Source organism: Streptomyces sp. NPDC051963 (genome assembly GCF_044593495.1).
Classification (GTDB): domain Bacteria; phylum Actinomycetota; class Actinomycetes; order Streptomycetales; family Streptomycetaceae; genus Streptomyces.
Genome location: NZ_JBIUCC010000008.1, coordinates 301,612 through 321,568, shown reverse-complemented (window position 1 = coordinate 321,568; position 19,957 = coordinate 301,612). Strand labels below are relative to the sequence as shown.

General features: G+C 71.9%; 12 protein-coding genes. 8 read left to right on the top strand and 4 right to left on the bottom strand.

Going from position 1 to position 19,957, the window contains the following annotated elements; all coding sequences use genetic code 11:
• The first annotated feature begins 96 nt into the window (after positions 1-96).
• On the top strand, positions 97-5,184 hold the full coding sequence (locus tag ACIHFB_RS32900; RefSeq protein ID WP_400128856.1) for a hypothetical protein: 5,088 nt from the start codon (positions 97-99) through the stop codon (positions 5,182-5,184).
• Between the two features lie 6 nt (positions 5,185-5,190).
• Here the strand turns inward: ACIHFB_RS32900 and ACIHFB_RS32895 are convergent, their stop codons facing one another.
• A complete protein-coding gene (locus ACIHFB_RS32895; protein ID WP_400128855.1) occupies positions 5,191-6,423 on the bottom strand; it encodes an amidohydrolase family protein in 1,233 nt (410 codons plus the stop codon).
• Positions 6,424-6,671: 248 nt separating this feature from the next.
• Between ACIHFB_RS32895 and ACIHFB_RS32890 the strand changes: the two genes are divergently transcribed.
• The 3 genes from ACIHFB_RS32890 to ACIHFB_RS32880 all read left to right on the top strand — a co-directional run bounded on the left by ACIHFB_RS32890 (position 6,672) and on the right by ACIHFB_RS32880 (position 11,536).
• Positions 6,672-9,623 carry a BTAD domain-containing putative transcriptional regulator gene (locus ACIHFB_RS32890; RefSeq protein ID WP_400128854.1) on the top strand — a complete coding sequence of 984 codons (2,952 nt, stop codon included), beginning with the start codon at positions 6,672-6,674 and terminating at the stop codon, positions 9,621-9,623.
• Positions 9,624-9,817: 194 nt separating this feature from the next.
• A complete protein-coding gene (locus ACIHFB_RS32885) occupies positions 9,818-9,997 on the top strand; it encodes a hypothetical protein (protein ID WP_365275981.1) in 180 nt (59 codons plus the stop codon).
• A gap of 171 nt (positions 9,998-10,168) precedes the next feature.
• Positions 10,169-11,536 carry an O-antigen ligase family protein gene (locus tag ACIHFB_RS32880; RefSeq protein WP_400128853.1) on the top strand — a complete coding sequence of 456 codons (1,368 nt, stop codon included), beginning with the start codon at positions 10,169-10,171 and terminating at the stop codon, positions 11,534-11,536.
• Here the strand turns inward: ACIHFB_RS32880 and ACIHFB_RS32875 are convergent, their stop codons facing one another.
• Entirely contained in the window at positions 11,537-13,099 is a 1,563-nt protein-coding gene (locus ACIHFB_RS32875) for a FadD3 family acyl-CoA ligase (RefSeq protein ID WP_365275975.1), read from the bottom strand.
• 92 nt (positions 13,100-13,191) lie between these two features.
• Here ACIHFB_RS32875 and ACIHFB_RS32870 point away from each other — a divergent pair, with 92 nt between their 5' ends.
• Genes ACIHFB_RS32870 through ACIHFB_RS32860 form a run of 3 tightly spaced genes read left to right on the top strand, consistent with a single transcriptional unit; the run spans position 13,192 to position 15,528 of the window.
• The gene (locus tag ACIHFB_RS32870) at positions 13,192-14,340 is read left to right on the top strand and encodes a lipid-transfer protein (RefSeq protein WP_400128852.1); all 1,149 of its coding nucleotides are present in this window, start codon (positions 13,192-13,194) and stop codon (positions 14,338-14,340) included.
• 4 nt (positions 14,341-14,344) lie between these two features.
• Positions 14,345-14,761, top strand: coding sequence for a Zn-ribbon domain-containing OB-fold protein (locus ACIHFB_RS32865; RefSeq protein WP_400128851.1), 417 nt, complete (start codon positions 14,345-14,347; stop codon positions 14,759-14,761).
• On the top strand, positions 14,758-15,528 hold the full coding sequence (locus ACIHFB_RS32860; RefSeq protein ID WP_400128850.1) for an enoyl-CoA hydratase/isomerase family protein: 771 nt from the start codon (positions 14,758-14,760) through the stop codon (positions 15,526-15,528). The genes ACIHFB_RS32865 and ACIHFB_RS32860 overlap by 4 nt, the downstream gene beginning before the upstream one ends.
• Positions 15,529-15,750: 222 nt before the next feature.
• On the opposite strand, the gene ACIHFB_RS32855 is transcribed toward ACIHFB_RS32860, so the two are convergent.
• Positions 15,751-18,111, bottom strand: a complete 2,361-nt coding sequence (locus tag ACIHFB_RS32855) for a PQQ-binding-like beta-propeller repeat protein (RefSeq protein ID WP_400128849.1) — start codon at positions 18,109-18,111, stop codon at positions 15,751-15,753.
• 245 nt (positions 18,112-18,356) lie between these two features.
• Positions 18,357-19,100, bottom strand: coding sequence for a VOC family protein (locus tag ACIHFB_RS32850; RefSeq protein ID WP_365275962.1), 744 nt, complete (start codon positions 19,098-19,100; stop codon positions 18,357-18,359).
• A gap of 134 nt (positions 19,101-19,234) precedes the next feature.
• On the opposite strand from ACIHFB_RS32850, the gene ACIHFB_RS32845 reads away from it, so the two are divergent.
• Positions 19,235-19,870: a TetR family transcriptional regulator gene (locus ACIHFB_RS32845; protein WP_210589021.1), complete on the top strand. Its 636-nt coding sequence runs from the start codon at positions 19,235-19,237 to the stop codon at positions 19,868-19,870.
• The last annotated feature ends 87 nt before the right edge of the window (positions 19,871-19,957 follow it).

The following is a 19,957-nucleotide window of genomic DNA, read 5'->3' as shown; positions in this document are numbered from 1 at the left end:
TACCGGAGTTGACGCACTGATGCCGCGTCAGCGGCGAATGGGTCAGGAGTCGGCGGAGCGATCTCCAATCGCTCCGCCGATGGCTACGTTGAGGCCGTGCGGCATCAGCAGCAGGCAGGGAACGGCAGGACCGGCGACTCCCAGCAGGAGTCCCAGGTGCGCCCCAACGCCAGACCACACGGCCCAGGCACCGCTCCCCCCGCCCTGCTCGCACTCCAGCGGTCCGCGGGCAACGCGGCCACCTCGCGTGCGGTGCAACGCGCGCGGACCGTGAGTGTCCGCCCCGACCTGCCGGACATCGACGAGCGCCCCGAGATCGAGTTCGAGCTGCCGCCGTACCTGATGAACCTCCAGGCGGGCGGCCTCTCCTCGACATACGGGCTGACCGGGCACGAGTTCGTGCGGCACGCGGTGTCCGCGGTCGTCGGGCACGCCGACGGCACGGTCGCCGACATCGCGGCGGAACTGGCCGGACGGCCGGAGAGCTTCTTCGGGCGGGGCCGCGCCTTCGCCGTCGAGGGCCGGACGGGCAGGGAGTGGTACGACGTCACGGTCACCATCTCCCGGGCCGCCGACGACAAGCCGCCCGTCTTCCAGCAGAACGACCTGGCCGACGCCTCCTCGGAGACCGACGGCGCGGCGAAGGCCCGGCTTGAGGACCCCGTGGGCAAGGACACCAAGCTCGACGTCCACCACAACACGGCCGCCGCCGTCAGCTCCACGGGCGGCGGGAACTCCAGCCATGGCGCCGGAGGCCTCGCCTTCGGGCTCGCGCCCGTCGTCCCGGGCCTGTGGCTGGGCGGGGCCGGCATGGCCAACGCGCAGCCCTGGCAGTCCTCCCGGGAGTCCCGCCACCAGAAGAACGTGGCCGAACCGCGCGTGCTGCGCAGCGACAAGGGCACGGTCGAGGTGCGGCGCAAGGTGCGTTTCGAGGTACGGGTCCAGCGGCACGGCACCGATGACGCGCAGACCTACGCGGACTCCGGCGCGCTCACCCAGCGTGTGCCGACCGAGCATCTGGTGCGGACCGGCATGGCGGCGCCCGCCCCGTCACAGCCCGTAGGCGCGGACACCGCCCGGCTCGTCTCGCTCGCCGACTCCCTGGCGCCGGTCGGCGTGGCCGACGACGCCGCCCCGCACCAGGGCGGCGGCGGTCTCTTCGACGCCGTCGCCTCCGTCCTGCACCCCTCGCTCACCGCACCCGGCGCACCGGGCCGGAGCCGGCTGTACGAGGCGACGTCCACGGCGACCGTCCTGGAGGACATGCCCCGGCTGCTGCGCGACGGCGTGGTCGGCGAGGATCTGCACTCCAGGGACGACAGGACCGCGGGCAGTTACCGTCTGCGGGCCGCGATCACCGGCCTCTCCCCGGCCTGGGGCACCGGCAGGACCCAGCTGCGCACCCACCAGCAGAGCCAGACCTCGGTCACGGAGAGCGCGGGCAAGGGGCGGTCCGTGGCGGGCGGCGTGGGCCCGGCGATCGGCGTCGGCGCGGTGGCCAACGCGGCCGTCGTACGGGGCACGGCCATGCCGGTCGCCGCCGCCCGCAAGGCACGCTTCACCACGACCGAACAGAGCGTCTCCAGCCGGCAGGGCGCGGAGATCCGGGGCGAGAAGGCCCTCTACGTCGGCACGGTGACGTTCACCGCGGAGGGCACGGGCCCCCGCTCCGCCCAGGCGGTCCTGCACCCCCAGACCCGGGTCGCCCGGCACACCATGAACGTGTGGATCAGCCTGCGGGCCGACGAGGCGCAGTCCTTCGGGCTGCCGTTGCCGCCCGGGATGACGGCCGAGGACTTCGTCCGGAAGCCGAAGCAGATCGACGAGGACGGCGAGGAGCAGGACGTCGAGCGCCATCTCCCCTACGACGGGAAGGGCGCCGGCGTCGCGCTGAGCCAACTGGACACCGGCCCCATGGTGCAGGCGGTGCGCCAGATGTTCGACATGGACCCCCGGCTGGCCGGCTACCTCCCCGCCTTCGGCACCGCCCGGCCCGCCGGCCGTATCGGCAACGAGGAGGACGAGGCGCAGCGGCAGAACCACCGCGAGCTGATGACGGCCCTGTCGGAGACCAACCTGCGGGTGAACAAGGACCAGTTGCTGTCCACCGGCATCCGGGTGCGGCTGCGCCGCAAGACGACCATGCACGCCCACGACGTGCAGATCCTCGTCACGGGCCGGCTGAGCGACACCGCCTACGAGGGCGACATCAAGGACTGGTCGGTGCGCGGCCACTCCGGTGTCACCGGCAACGCGCAGAGCGGGCGCAGCAGTTCGCGGTCGATCGGCGGTCTGGTGCTCGGCCAGGCCCGGATCGTCCCCGGCGTGCTGACCGGCTCGGCCCGCTACGAGCGGCACAGCACCGGCGCCCATCGCAACCAGGCCGGCACGACCGGCCGTACGGACGTCGTGGCCAACGGCTCCGACACGGCCAGCGCCTTCCGGGCGGCCCTGCGGCTCAACGTGCAGGCCACCATGACCTCCCGCCCCCGCAAGCTGGCCCGCGGTGTCACCGTCGGCGCCCCGGGCCGGGATGTGCCGGAGCCCGAGCGGCTGGCGTCCATGGACCTCGCGAGCCAGGACGTACGGCTGCTCACGCCGACCGAGTTCACGCTGGACCAGGAGGGCAGGGACCGGCTCGACGCGGTGAACGCGGCCCGTGGAGCGGCTGCGCCCGCCACCGATTTCAACGCCGAGGGCATCGGCGACCTGGCCACGCTCGTACCGCAGCCGGCCACCGGGTCGGTGCTGCGGGACTGGCAGCTGGTGGAGTCCCTCGATGCGGGGCCCGTCCGGGAGCTCGCCTTCGCGCTGCTGTCCAGGGCCGCCGCCCGCAACAGGGGCCTGCGCGAGGACCCGGCGCTGGCGACGGAAGGGCTGGCGCCGCGGCAGGCGATCGAGGAGCGGTTCGGCGAGCGGTCGGTGCAGGGGGCGCTGCGGCAGGCCGCGTCCTCCGGCTGGGTCGTGAAGAACCTCCGCTACCCGCGCCGCCTCGCGGCCCTCAAGGGCGCGGTCGGCACCCGGCTCTCCCTGGCCAACCCGAGGTTCGTGCACAAGGGCGCGGGCCCGGGCACCGAGACCTTCGTGCTCGGCGGCCACCAGTCCGCCGGACAGAAGGGCGAGGGCACCACCAGCACCTGGCAGTTCGGCGCCACCGGCACGGAGCAGGGCACCATGTGGCGGGCCGGCCAGGGCCTGACGGCGTTCCGTACGTCGAGCGAGGGCGACGCCCAGTCGTACGCTCTGTCCGGCACGGTCGAGCGCAACGCCCACACCCCGAAGAAGGCCCCGCTCTATCTGGTCCAGTGCGATGTGCTGGTGGACATGATCGCGGAGGTCAAGGTCACCGGCGGCGGCCCCTATGTGTCGAAGGGCGCCCAGACGCTGCCGGCCGCGGCTGGGGTGTGGCTGACGGAGGCGCAGCTGCCGGCCGGGATACGGCAGGAGTTGGGGCTGGACGCCCCGAAGCAGGCCACGGCGTCCTCGGCCGTGCAGGACGAGAGCCCGGCGGAGAGTTCCCGGATGGCCGCCGGGCGGGCCGCGGCGGACACGGCAGCAGGTTCCTCCTCGTCCACGCCGCCCGCCGGCACCGGCCCGACGTTCCGCCGCGAACTGCCGCTCGGGTTCGGCATGATCGAGGACCTCCCGGACTTCGCCCCGCTGCTGGGACAGCTGCGTTCCCGGCTGATCGCCGGCCGGCGGCAGGACCTCGCCGACGACCTGCTGCCCCGCCGGCAGCTCGACGACCGCAACGACAACGTGCAGCGGCTGCTGCGCGTCCTGGACCGCGACGGCTCCGCGGGACTGCTGTCCGGCGCCATGGACGGCGGAGTCACCGTCGAGCTCTTCGACGGGCGCAAAACGCCGTACTGGGCGGTGTTCAAGGTGGACCGGGTGGGTGACGGCACGTTCATGGCCGACGCGAACGACAAGCGGGACATGGAGTACATCACCTCGGCCGTCACCCAGGAGGCCGCCTCCCACGACGAGGGCGTGGTGACCGGCGCCGAGGGCATCGTCGCGGGCTCGGCCAGACCGGACGGCGGGGCGGGGCAGTTGAAGAGCGTGGGCGGCGCGGGGGGCCTCGGTCTCGCGTCCGGTCACTCACGGCGCAGCGGCGGTGTGAAGCGGGGCCAGCTCGGCATGAAGACGGTCGCGGACGCGAGCACGGTGCCGTCGGCGAAGATGCGGGTGCCGGTCCGGGCGAGCCTGGAGCTGTACCGGGGCAACTCCCGGGTGGGCCTTGCCGTGCTGGACAATCTGGCGTTGACCCATCGCGTCCTGAACGCGGACCTGGCCGCGCTCTCCAAGGTGGAGCTGCCGAGGGAGGATGTCGCGCTCGTCGCCCGGGGTTCGCGGCGCGACGACGGCACGGTCGGCCTCGCGTCCTGGCGCGCGGGCGGTGCCCGGCTGCCTATGGAGGCACAGGTCAACGGCTTCCAAGGGATCACTCAGGTCCGGCAGTTGCTGACCGCCGCGGTCCGGCAGGCGGGCGGCGGTGACCGGTTCCGCGACAAGGGACAGGCCGCCGCGTACGCCCTCAACGAAGCGGTCTCCACCGAGTGGATGATCTCCGCGCTGCCGCTGCTCGCCTCCGCCGGAGTCGACCTGCCGCCGGTGCACGCCTCCGGCGCGGAGGGCCAGAACCTGAACGCCTCCCTGCACGCGCGGCTGCGCAACGGCATCGCGCTGGGCGTCGGCGACAAGATGACCTTCGAGACGATCGGCCAGAGCGATCTCGACGCCCCCCGCCCCACCCAGTCGGACGGCCAGAGCTCCACCGACCACAGCAGGTCGGCCCGCGGGCTGTTCGGCGCGGGGGTGCTCAACGCTGACCAGTTCCGCCTCAACCAGCTGATGGGCAACGCGGGCGGCTCCGGCGGCGCGACCGACGCCACGGCGAACTCCTCCGGCTCGATGCCGGTGGCCAAGCCGAAGATGAAGTCGGTCCTGGTCCAGTTCACGCTGGACGTCAGGGTGGTGGCTCAGGTGACCAACCGGGTCCGAGGCGGCCGCACGAGCACCGCGGTACGGGAGACGACCCTGGCCCGCCCGGTGGTGATCCGTATGCCGGAGCCCGTGGTCCGCCAGATGCTGGCCACCCAGGGCAACCACCTCTCCGTCCTGCGTACGCCCGCGATGTCGCCGTCGTCGCGGACCCGCGCGCCCGCCGACCAGGGGTGAGCCGGTTCAGGGGCCCGCCCACAGTCCGTCGTCCGTGAGCCCCAGCAGCTCGATCGCGTTACGCCGTACGATCCGCTCCACGACGTCCGCCTCCAGGTGCCCCATCTGTGTCTCGCCGACCTTGCGGGACTCGGGCCAGGTGGAGTCGGAGTGGGGGTAGTCGGTCTCGTAGAGCACGTTGCCGACCCCGATGGAGTCGAGGTTGCGCAGCCCGAAGGCGTCGTCGAAGAAGCAGCCGTAGACGTGCTCGGCGAAGAGCTCGGACGGCGGCCGGTGGACCTTGTCCGCGACTCCGCCCCACCCGCGGTTCTCCTCCCAGACGATGTCGGCGCGTTCCAGGATGTACGGGATCCACCCGATCTGCCCCTCGGCGTACATGACCTTGAGCCCGGGGAAGCGCTCGAACTTGCCGCTCATCAGCCAGTCGACCATCGAGAAGCAGCAGTTGGCGAAGGTGATGGTGGAGCCGACGGCGGGCGGGGCGTCGGCGGAGGTGGAGGGCATCCGGCTGCTGGAGCCGATGTGCATGGCGACGACGGTGCCGGTCTCCGCGCAGGCCGCGAGGAAGGGGTCCCATGCGTCGGTGTGGACGGAGGGCAGGCCCAGGTGCGGGGGTATCTCGGAGAAGGCGACGGCACGGACGCCGCGGGCGGCGTTGCGGCGGACCTCCGCCGCCGCCAGCTCGGCGTCCCAGAGGGGGATGAGGGTGAGCGGTATGAGCCGCCCGTGCGCCTCCGGACCGCACCACTCCTCCACCATCCAGTCGTTGTAGGCCTGGATGCACAGGAGCCCCAGCTCATGGTCCTGGGCTTCGGTGAAGGTCTGGCCGCAGAAGCGGGGGAAGGTGGGGAAGCAGAGGGCGGACTGGACGTGGTTGACGTCCATGTCGGCGAGACGGGCGGGGACGTCGTACGAACCGACGCGCATCTGCTCGTACGTGATGACTTCGAGTTTGATCTCGTCCCTGCTGTAGCCGACGGCGGTGTCGAGGCGGGTGAGGGGCCGGTGCAGATCTTCGTAGATCCACCAGTCGCCGATGGGGCCGTCGTCGCCGCCGGGGGTGCCCATGACGGGCTTGAAGCGGCCGCCGAGGAAGGACATTTCCTTCAACGGGGCCCTGACTATGCGGGGTCCGATGTCCAGGTACTTCTTCGGAAGCCGGTTCTGCCACACGTCCGCGGGCTCCACGGTGTGGTCGTCGACGGAGATGATCTTCGGGAATGCCGGTGTGGTCTCCATGGCGCTCACGGTAGCGCCGATCTGACGGTCCGTCAGCTGTGCGGTCACGGGTTGGCGGTGGTCGGGTCTGTGCGGAAGTGTGCGGAGAGCGTGTGTGGGCTTTGTGGTATCCCGCGCGCCCACCTGTGACTGCGGTCTCCGACGGCTGACGCACCCGGCATGCACAAGGCAAACTGGCCTAGCGGCCCCGGGGCGTGCCCGCACTTGCTCGGGGTCGCTTGGTTGGTCGGGATGGCTAGGGGGACTGCATGGACGGAGTACCGCGGGTGCCTCAACAGCGGAGTCCAGGCTCCTCCCAGGAGCAGGTCGCGCTGCGCTTCAGCGTGCTCGGACCGGTACGCGCGTGGCGGGGCGGTGAGCCGCTGACCACCGGCTCCCCGCAGCAACGCGCCCTGCTGGCCGCCCTGCTGCTCCGCGACGGCCGTACGGCGACCGCCGCGGAACTGATCGACGCCGTCTGGGGCGAGGAGTCCCCGTCGCAGGCGCTGGCGGCGCTGCGGACGTACGCCTCCCGGCTGCGCAAGGTGCTCAATCCCGAGGTCCTGGTGAGCGAGTCCGGCGGCTACGCGATCCGCGGCCTGCCGGAGGGCTCCCTGGACCTGGCGGTGGCCCAGGACCTGGCGACCGAGGCGGAGAAGGCCCGCAGCGCCGGGGACCTGTGCCATGCACGGGACGTGCTGGGCCGGGCGCTCGCGCTGTGGGACGGGGAGGTGCTGGCCGGCGTACCCGGCCCGTACGCGGAGGCGCAGCGGGTACGGCTGGAGGAGTGGCGGCTCCAACTGCTCGAATCCCGCCTGGACATGGACCTGGAACAGGGCTGCCACGCGGAGGCCGTGTCCGAGCTGACGGCACTGACGGCGGAGCATCCGCTGCGGGAACGGCTGCGTGAGCTGCTGATGCTGGCGCTGTACCGGTCCGGGCGCCAGGCGGAGGCGCTGGCGGTGTACGCAGACACCCGGCGACTGCTGGCGGAGGAGCTGGGCGTGGACCCGCGCCCGGGCCTGCGGGAACTCCAGCAGCGCATCCTGCAGGCGGACCCCGGCCTGGCGGAACCCTCGGCACCGGCGGCGGAACCGCCCGTCGTCCCCGTCCGCCCGGCGCAACTCCCGGCGACGGTCCCGGACTTCACCGGCCGCGTCTCCTTCGTTTCCGAGCTGAGCGAGGTCCTGGCCTCGGCGGAGGGCCGGGTGATGGCGGTCTCGGCGCTGGCCGGGATCGGCGGCGTCGGCAAGACGACCCTCGCCGTACACGTGGCCCACCAGGCGCGGGCGTCCTTCCCGGACGGCCAGTTGTACGTGGACCTCCAGGGCGCGGGCGCACGGGCGGCGGAGCCGGAGACGGTACTGGGCTCGTTCCTACGGGCGTTGGGCACGGCGGATTCGGCGATCCCGGACTCCCTGGAGGAACGCTCGGCGCTGTACCGGTCCGTGCTGGACGGCCGCCGGGTGCTGGTGCTGCTGGACAACGCCCACGACGCCGCCCAGGTACGTCCGCTGCTGCCGGGCACGGAGGGCTGCGCGGCGCTGGTGACATCGCGGGTGCGGATGGTGGATCTGGCCGGGGCCCACCTGGTCGACCTGGACGTGATGTCCCCCGAGGAGGCGCTGTCCCTCTTCACGAAGATCGTGGGCGAGGAGCGGGTCGCGTCCGAGCGGGAGGCCGCGCTGGACGTCGTCGCGGCCTGCGGCTTCCTGCCGCTGGCGATCCGCATCGCGGCGTCCCGCCTGGCGGCCCGCCGCACCTGGACCGTCTCGGTCCTCGCGGCCAAGCTGGCGGACGAACGCCGCCGCCTGGACGAACTCCAGGCCGGCGACCTGGCCGTGAAGGCGACCTTCGAGCTCGGATACGGAGCGCTGGAGCCCGCCCAGGCCCGCGCGTTCCGCCTGCTCGGCCTGCCGGACGGACCGGACATCTCCCTCGCGGCGGCCGCGGCGGTGCTCGACCTGCCGGTGGAGGAGGCGGAGGACCTGCTGGAGTCCCTCGTCGACACGTCGTTGCTGGAATCCGCGGCTCCCGGACGGTACCGGTACCACGATCTGGTGCGGCTCTACGCGCGTGCGTGCGCCGAGCGGGACGAACGGCCGTCGAGTGAGCAGGGAGCGGCCCTGTCCCGGCTGCTGGACTTCTACTTGGCCACGGCGGCCGGGGTCTATGCGATCGAGCGGCCCGGGGACCGGCTGGTGGATCACCTGGAGGTCACCAACCACCCGGGACTGGGCTTCGACGACCGGCATGAGGCGCAGGACTGGTTGTACTCCGAGGCCCATGCCCTGCTCGCGTTCACCCGGCAGTGCACCGGTGTCGCGGTGCTGCGGCGGGCGGTCGACCTGTTGTGGGCGGCGAAGGATCTCGCCGAGTCGGGCGCCAACTCCAAGCAGTACGAGGATGTCGCCTGCACGCTGAAGGGTGCGGCCGATCGGGCCGAGGACCCCCAGGCCCTGAGCCGGGCGCTCACGACCCTCACCAACGTCCATCTCGTGGCCGGACGCTTCAGCGAGGCGGACGAGGAAGCACGACGTGCCATGGAGCTGGCCCACATCGTGGACGACCTGGCACCCAAGTGCTGGGCCGCCAACGACCGCGGCATCATCGCGCTCTACCAGAACCGCTACGCGGACGGTGAGGCGTATCTGCGGCAGGCCATCGACAGCTTCCGTCAGGACGAGAACCTCGCCGGAGAAGCCAGCGCACTGTGCAATCTCTCGCGTATCCACCTGGCCCTGGGCCGGGTCGGCAGCGCGGTGGAACTCGCGCAGCAGGGCATCACCATCTACGACCGCCTGGGCCACACGCTGCGGGGTGCCAACGGCCGCTACGCGCTGGGGATGGCGCTCACCGGCCAGGGCGGGCTGACTGCGGCCGTCGACCGGCTCACCGAGGCCCTGGAGGTGTTCCGCGACAGCAGACAGCGGCTCTGGGAAGGGATGACGCTCTTCCGGATCGCCGAAGCCCAACTCGCGGCACGCAAGCCCGCCGAGGCCGCGGCCCTGGCGGAACAGGCACAGGCCGTCCTGCGGGGCATCGGCGGTGAATGGCGGCGAGGCAACATCCTCACCGTTCTCGGCCGGGCGCTCAGCGACCTGAACCAGACCGGCCGGGCACGCGCCTGCTGGCAGGAGGCCCTCTCCATCTTCGACTCGCTTCAGTCCCCGGAGGCCGACGAGGTGCGGCTGCTGCTCACACCGGCGGCGGCCGCCTGAGCCGCGGCGATGCGTTCATCGTTCGTTTATCCCGCCACGGCACTGTGTCTCTTGTCGATCCGTCGCGTCGGGGGGCAGACGGGTCAGCGGTGATCACCACCGCTAGGGTGTACGACCCTGATATGCCCGTCCGGCAACCCGCGGGGGAGCTGCCGGACGGGCATCGCCCATCAATGAACGGGAGTTGCCAGTCCATGAGCGATGCCAAGAAGGACACCGTGGTGAAGCCGCTCGACAACCACGCCACGGACGTCACGGACGTCACCACGCAGGACAACCACGCGACCGACGAAGAGATCACCACGCTCGACAACCACGCGACGGGCGGCACGGTGACCCCGCTGGACAACCACGCCACGGGCGAAAAGGCCTGAGCAGACCTCACTCCACACGGGGATCGGCCGCGGCGGCACGGAGGGGAGCCGCCGCGGCCGATGCATGCCACGGGCCGGACGGGCACCGCCAGCCACCGTCCCCGCACCCGCTCCACCCCGTTCGTCCCATCGACACCCCCCGTACGCCCCTCACCGCCACGCTCGGGTGTCATGGCATACGACCGGACGACGGCAACGCCGGGCCGCCAGGCGCAGCCGGGGGTCTTTCAGAGGTTCGTGCAGTTCGTGCCGCTCGCCGTGGTCGCTGTGATCGTGGTCGACGCGGCGACCGACTTCTTCCCCGACGATCCGCTCGTCGGGATCGTGACCCCGCTGCGGCTGCTGATCGTCGTCGGGTTCGTCGCCCTGCTGCTGCCCTCGCCGTCGCGGGCCCGAATACGGGACTTCCGTTCGCGGCTCGACATCCCCATCGGCGTGCTGCTGCTGGCGGCGGCCGCGGCCACCGTCCACGGCGGCCATCCCACCGCCCCGCTCCGCGGTCTGATCACGGTCCTCGCCTGCTACTACCTCGTCGTCGGAGTGCGCCGCACCCAGCCGGAGTCCTGGCGGGCGATCGGGCTGCTCGCGCTGGTCGGCGTGGGCGCGGCCGCGACCTCGGCGTTCTCGCAGTTCACGAATGACACGCCGACCGGCTTCTGCCGTACCGGGCTGCTCACGGACATCTCCTGCGCCGACACCGGCGGCGACGTCCTCATCCGGGCCATCGGCACCTTCGCCAACCCCAATCTGCTGGCCGCGTTCCTCGTCCTGCTGCTCCCCTTCGTGCTGCTCGCCGCCGTCTCGGTCGACGAGCGCACGGCCCGTACCGTGATCGTGCTGGTCGGAGTCCTCGGATACGCGGCGATGCTCACCACCTTCTCCCGCGCCGGGTACGTCGCCGGCGCCGCCGGTCTCCTCGTCCTGGCCGGCGCCTACTGGCTGGCCCCCCGTCTCGCGGACCGTGCGCAGCGCCGGCTCGTCGGGGCGCTCGGGGCGCTGGGGCTCGCGGGCGCCGCCGCCGTCATCTGGGCCGTGTCGCAGGCCGGGAACTCGCTCGGCGTGCGCGGCCAGGCCTGGGACGCCGCGCTCACGCTGGCCAAGGAGAATCCCCTCGGCGTCGGTCTGGGCCGCTCCGGCGCCGCCATCTCCGCGACCGCCCCCGGCGACCGCGTCTTCGTGCACGCCCACAACATGTGGCTGAACTGGCTCGTCGAGACGGGCGCCCTGGGTCTCCTGGCGATTCTCGCCGTGACCGTCGTCGCCTGGCTGCACGCCGCCCGCATCGCGCGCGCGAAGTCGGTCCTCGGCACCGTCGGGCTGGCCTCGCTGACCGGGTTCTTCCTGATGACGATGATGGACCACCCGGCCAACCTGGACCGGATCGACATCCTGTTCTGGGTCGTCCTGGCCGTCGTCATGGGGGAGTCCCCGGAACGGCCGAGCACCACGGCGACCGCTTCCGTCAGCCGGCGCCGCCACGGTGCGCAGCCGCAGTCGGCACCGCCTCGGCAGCACCAGCAGCCGCTGCCCTCACCCTGATCACCCCGCCCGCAGCTCCCCCTTCACCACCTTGCCGCTCGCGTTCCTCGGCAGCTCGCCCACGAACTCCACCTCCCGCGGCACCTTGTAGTTCGCCATCTCCCGCCGCGCCCACGCGATCAGGTCGTCCCCGGTGGCCACGGCCCCCGGCCGCCGCACCACGTACGCCTTCCCGACCTCGCCGAGCCGTGCGTCCGCGACTCCGATCACGGCCACGTCCGCCACATCGGGGTGCAGGCCGAGCAGTTGCTCTATCTCCGCCGGGTAGGCGTTGAAGCCGCCGACGATGAACATGTCCTTGATGCGGTCCGTGATCCGCAGGTTCCCCGCCTCGTCCAGCACGCCGACGTCGCCCGTCCGCAGCCACCCGTCCTCCCCCAGCACCTCCGCCGTCGCCGCCTGGTCCTCGTAGTAGCCGCGCATGACGTTGAAGCCGCGGACCAGGACCTCGCCGGGCTCGCCGACCGGTGCCTCGACCCGTACCTCGGTGCCCGGTATCGCCCGGCCCGACGTCGACGCGATGACCGGCAACGAGTCCTCCCGCCGGCACATGCTCACGATGCCGCTGGCCTCCGAGAGGCCGTACGCCGTCAGGACCGTCTCCACGCCCAACTCGCTCCGCAACCGCTCCACCAGGCGCAACGGCACCACCGCCGCCCCCGTCACGACCAGCCGCAGCGCCGAGAGGTCGTAGGTGTCCCGCGAGGCGTGGTCCAGCAGCGACTGGTGCAGGGTGGGCGGGCCCGGCAGCACCGACACCCGCTCCGCCGCGATGTTCGCCAGCGCCGTGCCGACGTTGAACACGGGCTGGGGGATCATCGTCGCGCCGCGCATGAGACAGGCGAGGACGCCCGCCTTGTAACCGAAGGTGTGGAAGAAGGGGTTCACGATCAGATAGCGGTCGCCCTGCCGCAACCCCGCGAGTTCGCACCAGACTTCGTAAGCCCGCAGGGTCTGCGCATGGGTGATCACCGCGCCCTTGGGCCGGCCGGTCGTCCCGGACGTGAAGACGATGTCCGACGGCCACGATCCGTCCACCGCCGCCGAGCGTGTCCGCACCTCGGACGGCTCCACCCCCTCGCCGTCGGCCAGGAAGTCCTTCCAGGTGCGGTAGTCGGGCGGCGCGTCGTCCGACAGCACGACCACCTGCTCCAGCTCCGGCAGCCCCGGCCCCTCCGCGACCGCCCGCCGCAGCGACGCCACATACGACGTCCCCAGGAACGTCCCCGTCACGAACAGCAGCCGCGCCCCGCACCTGCGCAGCACATCCGCCGCCTCCACGCCCTTGAAGCGGGTGTTGACGGGGACCAGCACCGCGCCGGCCGACACCGCGCCGAGCGCCGCCACGATCCAGTCCAGGGTGTTCGGCGCCCAGATCGCGACCCGGTCGCCGGGTTCGATCCCGTTCGCCATACAGGCCGCCGCCGACCGCTCGACGCGGGCGCCCAGTTCGGCGTACGAGATCCGGGTGCGGCCCTCCACCACCGCCTCGGCGTCCGCGTATCGCTCTGCCGCGGACCGGACGAGTCCTGGGATGCTCCCCCACTCCAAGTCACCGCGCACAACAGCCTCCCGAACCACTAGCTGACTGACCGTCAGATTAGCTGTAGCCTGACGCCCTGTCAGCAGACAAGTCACGGTGTGGAGGTGTGCACATGGCCGGGCTCAAGGACGCCACCGCCATCGTCGGCATCGGACAGACCCCTTTCGCCAAGCACCTGCCCGACGACGAGCGGAGCCTCGCCTGCCGTGCCGTCCTGGCCGCCCTGGACGACGCCGGCATCGCGCCCGGCGAGGTCGACGCGCTCGCCTCGTACACGATGGAGCAGACGGACGAGGTGGAGCTGGCGAAGACCCTCGGCCTCGGCGACCTCACCTTCTTCAGCAAGGTCGGGTACGGCGGCGGCGGTTCCTGCGCCACGGTCGCCCATCTCGCCGCCGCCATCGCCACCGGCCAGGCGACGGTGGGGGTCGCCTGGCGGTCCCGCAAGCGCGGCAGCGGACCGCGGCCGTGGACCGACACCGACGTACAGCTGCCGACGCCCGCCCAGTGGACCCGCCCCTTCGGTCTGCTCCGGCCCGCCGACGAGATAGCCATGCTCACCCGCCGCTATATGCACGAGTACGGCGCGACCCGCGACCATCTCTTCAACGTCGCCCTCGCCTGCCGCAACCGGGCCAACCAGAACCCCGCCGCGATCATGTACGACCGCCCGCTCACCCGCGAGATGTACATGACCTCCCGCTGGATCAGCGAGCCCCTCTGCCTGTTCGACAACTGCCTGGAGACGGACGGGGCGTTGGCGTGTGTGCTGGTCAGCAGGGAGCGGGCCCGGGACTGCCGCCACACCCCCGCCTACGTCCACTCCGCCGCCCAGGGCCTGCCCGCCCAGCACCACGGCATGGTCAACTACTGGAACGACGACCCGCTCACCGGCCCCGCCTGGACCGCCGCCCGGCATCTGTGGAAACACGCCGACTTCACCCCGCAGGACGTCGAAGTCGCCCAGATCTACGACGCGTTCACGCCCCTCATCCCGCTCTCCCTGGAGGGCTACGGCTTCTGCGGGCGCGGCGAGGGCGGGGCCTTCACGGAGGGCGGCGCCCTGGAGATCGGCGGGCGGCTGCCGCTCAACACCGGGGGCGGCGGGCTCTCCGAGGCGTACGTCCATGGCTTCAACCTCATCAACGAGGGCGTGAAGCAGCTGCGCGGGACGAGCACCGCCCAAGTGCCGGGGGCCGCCACCTGTCTTGTCACGGCGGGCGAGGGCGTCCCCACCTCCGCCCTTCTCCTGAGGAGCTGAGCCGATGCTCACCCCCGTCACCGACGCCGACGGCGCCCCCTTCTGGCAGTACGCCGCCCAGGGCGAACTCCGTGTCCAGTCCTGCGCCGACTGCGGCGAACCCCGCTTCCCGCCCCGCCCCTGCTGCCCCCACTGCCAGTCCTTCGCCACGGAATGGCGGCAGGTCAGCGGACGCGGCCGCATCTGGTCGTACGTCGTCCCCCACCCGCCCCTGCTCCCCGACTACGCGGAGCAGGCGCCGTACAACGTCATCGTCGTCGAACTCACCGACTCCCCCCGGATACGGCTCGTGGGAAACCTGGTCACGGAGGCCGGAGCGGCGCTCAACTCCCTCTCCCCGGACCGCGTTCGCATCGGCGCCCGGGTCCAGGTCGTGTTCACCGGCACCGGTCTGCCCCAATGGATCCTGGAGCGCCCATGAGCCTGGCCATCACGACCGACAAGGACACCGGCGTCGCGGTCGTCACCCTCGACCGGCCGGACCGCCTCAACGCGATCGACCTGACGACGGCTGCCGAACTGCACGACGCCTGGCGGGAGTTGCGGTTCGACGACTCCATGCGGGCCGTCGTCCTCACCGGGGCCGGGGAGCGGGCGTTCTGCACGGGGATCGACCGGGACACGGTCGTGCCGCAGCCGAACTCGCCGTACATGGCGGACGATCCGCTGTCCCGCATCGGGCCGAAGTCGAACGACCTGTGGAAGCCGGTGATCTCCGCCGTGCAGGGCATGGCCTGCGGCGGCGCCTTCTACCTCCTCGGCGAGTCCGACTTCCTCGTCGCCGACCGGACCGCCACCTTCTTCGACCCGCACACCACATACGGCATGGTCAGCGCCTACGAGTCGGTGCTGATGGCACAACGGATGCCCTACGGCGAGGCCGCACGCATGGCCCTGATGGGAACCGCGGAACGCATCTCGGCCCAGCGCGCCTACGACATCGGCCTCGTCTCCGAACTCACCGAGCCCGGCGGGGCCTTGGCGGCCGCGACCGAGTGCGCGACGGTGATCGCCGGGTACCCGGCGGAGGCGGTACAGGGAACCGTACGAGCCCTGTGGACCGCCCGGGAGGGGGCCGTTGCCCAGGGGTTCGCGCAGGCGCCTCATCTCGTCGCGCTCGGTAACCTGCCGGGAGAGCGGCAGACGCAGTTGTTCCGGAGCCGCGGCCGTGCGTTCCGGCTGCGCTGAACGGCGCCGCATGGCGGGGCACACGCACCGGGCGTAGCGTCTGCCCTGAGAGCGCCGAACGAGGCGTTCCCCGAAACGACGGCCGCCGTCCGGACAACCCTTCCGTGCGCCCGGCACGACGGCCGTCCCGGGAAAAAACGAGCCCGCACTGCAGCGCCCCTTTAGGGGCGCGGGGAACTGCGCGACAAGCCCCCACCGGCCCGCAGCCGACACCGAACCCCGCTACGCGGTACGTGCCGTCCCGGTCCCCTTCTCCGCGTCCAACGCGTACACGCACCGATCCTTGCTGCACGCGTACACCACGCCGTCCCGCACCACCGGCGACCCGGTGATCTCCCCGCCCGTCGCCAGCTTCCACCGCAGCCGTCCGTCGTCGGCCTTCAGCGTGTACAGCAGATGGTCGGTGGAGCCGAAGTGGATACGCCCCTCGGCCACGGACGGCGCACCGACGATGTCGCCGCCCGCCTGGAACCGCCACTTGGGCGTGCCCGTGACCGCGTCCAGGGTGTAGAGCCCCTTGCCGCTGCCCACGTGGACGTGACCGGCCGCCACCAGCACCGGCTCGATCGAGGCGCGGGACTCGGTCGCGATCCGCCAGCGGTCACGGCCGTCGGCGGCGTCCAGGGCGTACACGGTGCCGAGGTAGTCGGCGAGGTAGACCCCGCCACCGGTGACGGCCGGGCCCGGTACGAACGTCGGCGGGCACAGGAAGACCGCCGGGGCCTCGAAGTGCCAGCGGACGCGACCGGAGGTCGCGTCGATGGCGAGGACACGCGTCCCGGCCGACACATAGACGTATCCGTCGTGGGCCTGCGCCACCCGCACCGGAACGCCGCCGCAGGAGGCCGCGTCGCCGATCGGGTACGACCAGCGCTCGTCACCGGTACGGGCGTCCAGGGCGCGCAGCCGGGCGTCCTGCCAGACGAAGACCGTGCCGTCGTGGAGCGCGGGCCCGGCCTCCGGGGACTCGAAGTCGGTCTGGGCGCCGGCGAGCTCCCACAGCTTCTGCCCGCCCGCGGAGTCCCACGCCTGGACGCCGCCGCCGCGCGTGCCGGTGATCACCGTTCCCCGGTCGGCCTTGAGCGAGTACACCCAGGCATCGGTGGACAGCCGCCAGAGGTCGGCGCCCTCCCGGGCGTCGAGGGCGTACAGCGTGGGCCCGTCGGAGGCGTGGATACGGCCGTCAGCGACCGCCATCGACCAGGCCACGTCCCGCGTCTTGAACCGTCGGCGGCCCGTGGACACGTCCAGGGCGTGCACTTCGAAGGAGGTGACGTAGACGAGGTCGTCGGAGACGGAGGGGGTGCCCCAGACGTCGTTCGACATGCGGAAGCGCCAGGGGCGCCAGCCGGACGCCGTCTCCGGGGGTGCGGGCGGCGGCGCGGTCACGGCAGGGCCCACGGCAGGGTCGGTGCCGTTGACGCCGGGACGGGGCCTCGACCAGGAGGCGACCAGGCCGGCCTCCGGAGGAGGTGCCTTCACGGCGGCGGCACGGGCGTCGGCGACGCGCGGTCCGGGGCCGATCGGCACCGCCGCGCCCGCCAGCCGCACCGGGCCGGTGTCGGGCGCGCCGACCGGGGCGGGCACCGGCGCCGGGATGACCGGGTCGTGCGAGGGCGGGGGCGGGTGCGGGACGGCGGCCCGACCGCCGCTGCGGCCGGAACCGGGCGTGGACTTGGCCGGCGGGCGTCCGTTGCGGCGCGCCTCGATGAGGCTGACCGCCCGCTCGGGCAGCCACGCGGACGCCGTACCGCTGTCGTCGGAGCCGGAGCCGAAGAGATGGGGGGCCAGCTGGGCCTGGAGGTCGGCCGGGTTGGGGCGGCCGGTCGCCTCCATCTGCATACAGGACTCGATGAGGGGGCGCAGCTCCGCCGGCAGGCCTTCGAGGTCCGGGCCCTCCCGGAGCAGCATGAAGACGGTTTCGACGGGGTTGGCGCCGTGGAAGGGCGCGTGGCCGGTGGCGGCGAAGACGAGCATCGAGCCCAGCGAGAACACATCGCTCGCGCCGGTCACGCTCCGCGAGTCCTTGGCCTGCTCCGGGGACATATAGGCGGGCGTCCCCACGGCGACGTTGGTCATCGTCAAACGCGTGTTCGATACACCGGAGGCGATACCGAAGTCGATGACCCGGGGCCCGTCCTCGACGACCAGGACGTTCGAGGGCTTGAGGTCACGGTGGACCAGCCCGGCCCCGTGAATGGACTGGAGGGCCTCCGCGACCCCCGCCGCCAGCCAGCGCACCGCCTGCGCCGGCATCGGACCGCACTCGTTCACTATTTCCTCGAGCGAGGGCGCGGGCACATACGCGGTGGCCAGCCAGGGCACGGCCGCGCGCGGATCGGCGTCGACCACGGCCGCCGTATAGAACCCGGAGACCGCCCGTGCCGCCTCGACCTCGCGCGTGAAGCGGACACGGAAGAGCTGGTCCTCGGCCAGCTCCGTCCGGACCGTCTTGATCGCCACACGCCGGCCCGAAGCCGAGCGCGCGAGATAGACCAGCCCCATGCCGCCGGCACCCAGCCGTCCCAGCACCTCGAACGGCCCGATCCGCCGCGGATCGTGCTGCGTCAGCTGATCCACCACTTGCCTGCCACCTCCCCGTACGAGCCGCGTCACTCCACATATGTACGCGACCGAAGTGCAGCGTCTCACCACCGCACCGCCTTGGCGGCACGCACCCTGATTCTTCCTGTCTCGGGCACTGGTTGCGAACCCGGGCGCGGATCGGGGTGTCTTGGACAAAAACACAGTGCCTTGGGACAAAAACACAGGTTCCGCCCCGCGCAAAGGCCCCTTTCGCATGCTGGACGCACCATCTCGACGTGGGATCAGCGTTGCAGCAGCGCGAAGGACGCCCCCTGATTGTCCGTGACAACGGCCACCCTGCCGTATGACGCGTCGAAAGGGGGTGCCTGTACCCGTCCGCCGAGCCGCCGCACCGTCCCGAGTACGGCGTCGCAGTCGTCGACACCGAAATGGACGAGGAGGTGGGGCGGCATCTCGGCCGGGAAGACGTCGGAGACGGGGGCGCGGCCGAAGTCGGGCTCGGCGTCCGGTCCGAACAGCGCGTCGGTGAACAGACCGCCGTAGAAGTTGTTGGCGCCCTCGGTGTCCCGTGTGTACAGCTCGGTCCAGATGAAGGTGCCGGGCTTGTGCCGGCTGCCGAAGCCCTGGTGCTCAGCCGCCTGCCAGAGGCCGAAGACAGCGCCCTCCGGGTCCGCGACCAGTGCGGCCGTGCCCAGGTCACCGACCGGCAGGGGCGCGGTGACGACCTGACCGCCGGCCATCTGCACCCGCACGGCGAGCGCCTCCGCGTCCGGCGTCGCGAAGTACACCGTCCACACGGTGGGCATACGGCCGTCCGCCTTGTACGCGAGCTCGGCGACGGGCGCTCCGCCCTGCCGGGCCCAGACGGCGCCGCCGGACGCCTCCGGCCGGTCCTCGAAGGTCCACCCGAAAAGTTCGCCGTAGAACCGCTTGCCCGCCTCCACATCGGGAAGCTGGGCCTCGACCCAGCACGCGACGCCCTCGGCGTATGCCTCTTCGCCCGCGGATGCCCTGTTTTCGGCCATGTCGCCAAAGTAACGGCCTCTCACGCACCCCGCAGACCAGGCACACCACGTTCTCCGCCCTTGTACACCCCATTTGCAGTCGGCCGAATCGCGCTCCGATCACCCCTCGGTAAGCTGACGTCATGACAGGACAAGTGCGTACCGTCGACGGCCGCGTGGCCGGCCGGCGTGGGCAGGCGACCCGGCAGAAGCTGCTCGACTGCCTCAGCGAGATGCTCAGCTCCTCCCCGTACCGGGACGTCAAAGTCATCGATGTCGCCCGGAAGGCGGGCACTTCGCCCGCGACCTTCTACCAGTACTTCCCGGACGTCGAAGGCGCCGTCCTGGAGATCGCCGAGCAAATGGCCACCGAGGGCGCCGGGTTGACCGAGCTGCTCGCGGGCCGCTCCTGGGTCGGCAAGGCCGGCTGGCAGACCGCGCAGGAACTCGTGGACGGTTTCCTGGAGTTCTGGCGCCGGAACGACGCGATCCTCAGGGTCGTCGACCTGGGTGCCGCCGAGGGCGACAAACGGTTCTACAAGATCCGTATGAAGATCCTGAACTCGGTGAACAACTCCCTCTCCGACGCGGTCGCCGAACTCCAGTCCAAGGGCCGGGTCGACAAGGACGTGAACCCCGCCGCGGTCGCGGGTTCGCTGGTCGCGATGCTCGCGGCCGTCGCCTCGCACCAGAAGGGCTTCCAGTCCTGGGGCGTCAAACAGGCCGAACTCAAGCCGAACCTCGCCCTGTTGGTGCACCTGGGCGTGACCGGGAAGAAGCCGACGAAATAGCGCCCGTCGCTTCTCCCCCTTGTGCCTTCCCCCTTCTCCTTCTCGTTCTCCTTCTTCGGCCCCAAGTCCTGTCTCGCAGGCGGTGGT

Excerpts from the sequence above, each read along its gene's own strand:
- ACIHFB_RS32895 (WP_400128855.1), bottom strand. The coding sequence starts at position 6,423 with ATGGAGACCACACCGGCATTCCCGAAGATCATCTCCGTCGACGACCAC.
- ACIHFB_RS32890 (WP_400128854.1), top strand. The coding sequence starts at position 6,672 with ATGGACGGAGTACCGCGGGTGCCTCAACAGCGGAGTCCAGGCTCCTCC.
- ACIHFB_RS32885 (WP_365275981.1), top strand. The coding sequence starts at position 9,818 with ATGAGCGATGCCAAGAAGGACACCGTGGTGAAGCCGCTCGACAACCAC.
- ACIHFB_RS32880 (WP_400128853.1), top strand. The coding sequence starts at position 10,169 with ATGGCATACGACCGGACGACGGCAACGCCGGGCCGCCAGGCGCAGCCG.
- ACIHFB_RS32870 (WP_400128852.1), top strand. The coding sequence starts at position 13,192 with ATGGCCGGGCTCAAGGACGCCACCGCCATCGTCGGCATCGGACAGACC.
- ACIHFB_RS32865 (WP_400128851.1), top strand. The coding sequence starts at position 14,345 with ATGCTCACCCCCGTCACCGACGCCGACGGCGCCCCCTTCTGGCAGTAC.
- ACIHFB_RS32860 (WP_400128850.1), top strand. The coding sequence starts at position 14,758 with ATGAGCCTGGCCATCACGACCGACAAGGACACCGGCGTCGCGGTCGTC.
- ACIHFB_RS32850 (WP_365275962.1), bottom strand. The coding sequence starts at position 19,100 with ATGGCCGAAAACAGGGCATCCGCGGGCGAAGAGGCATACGCCGAGGGC.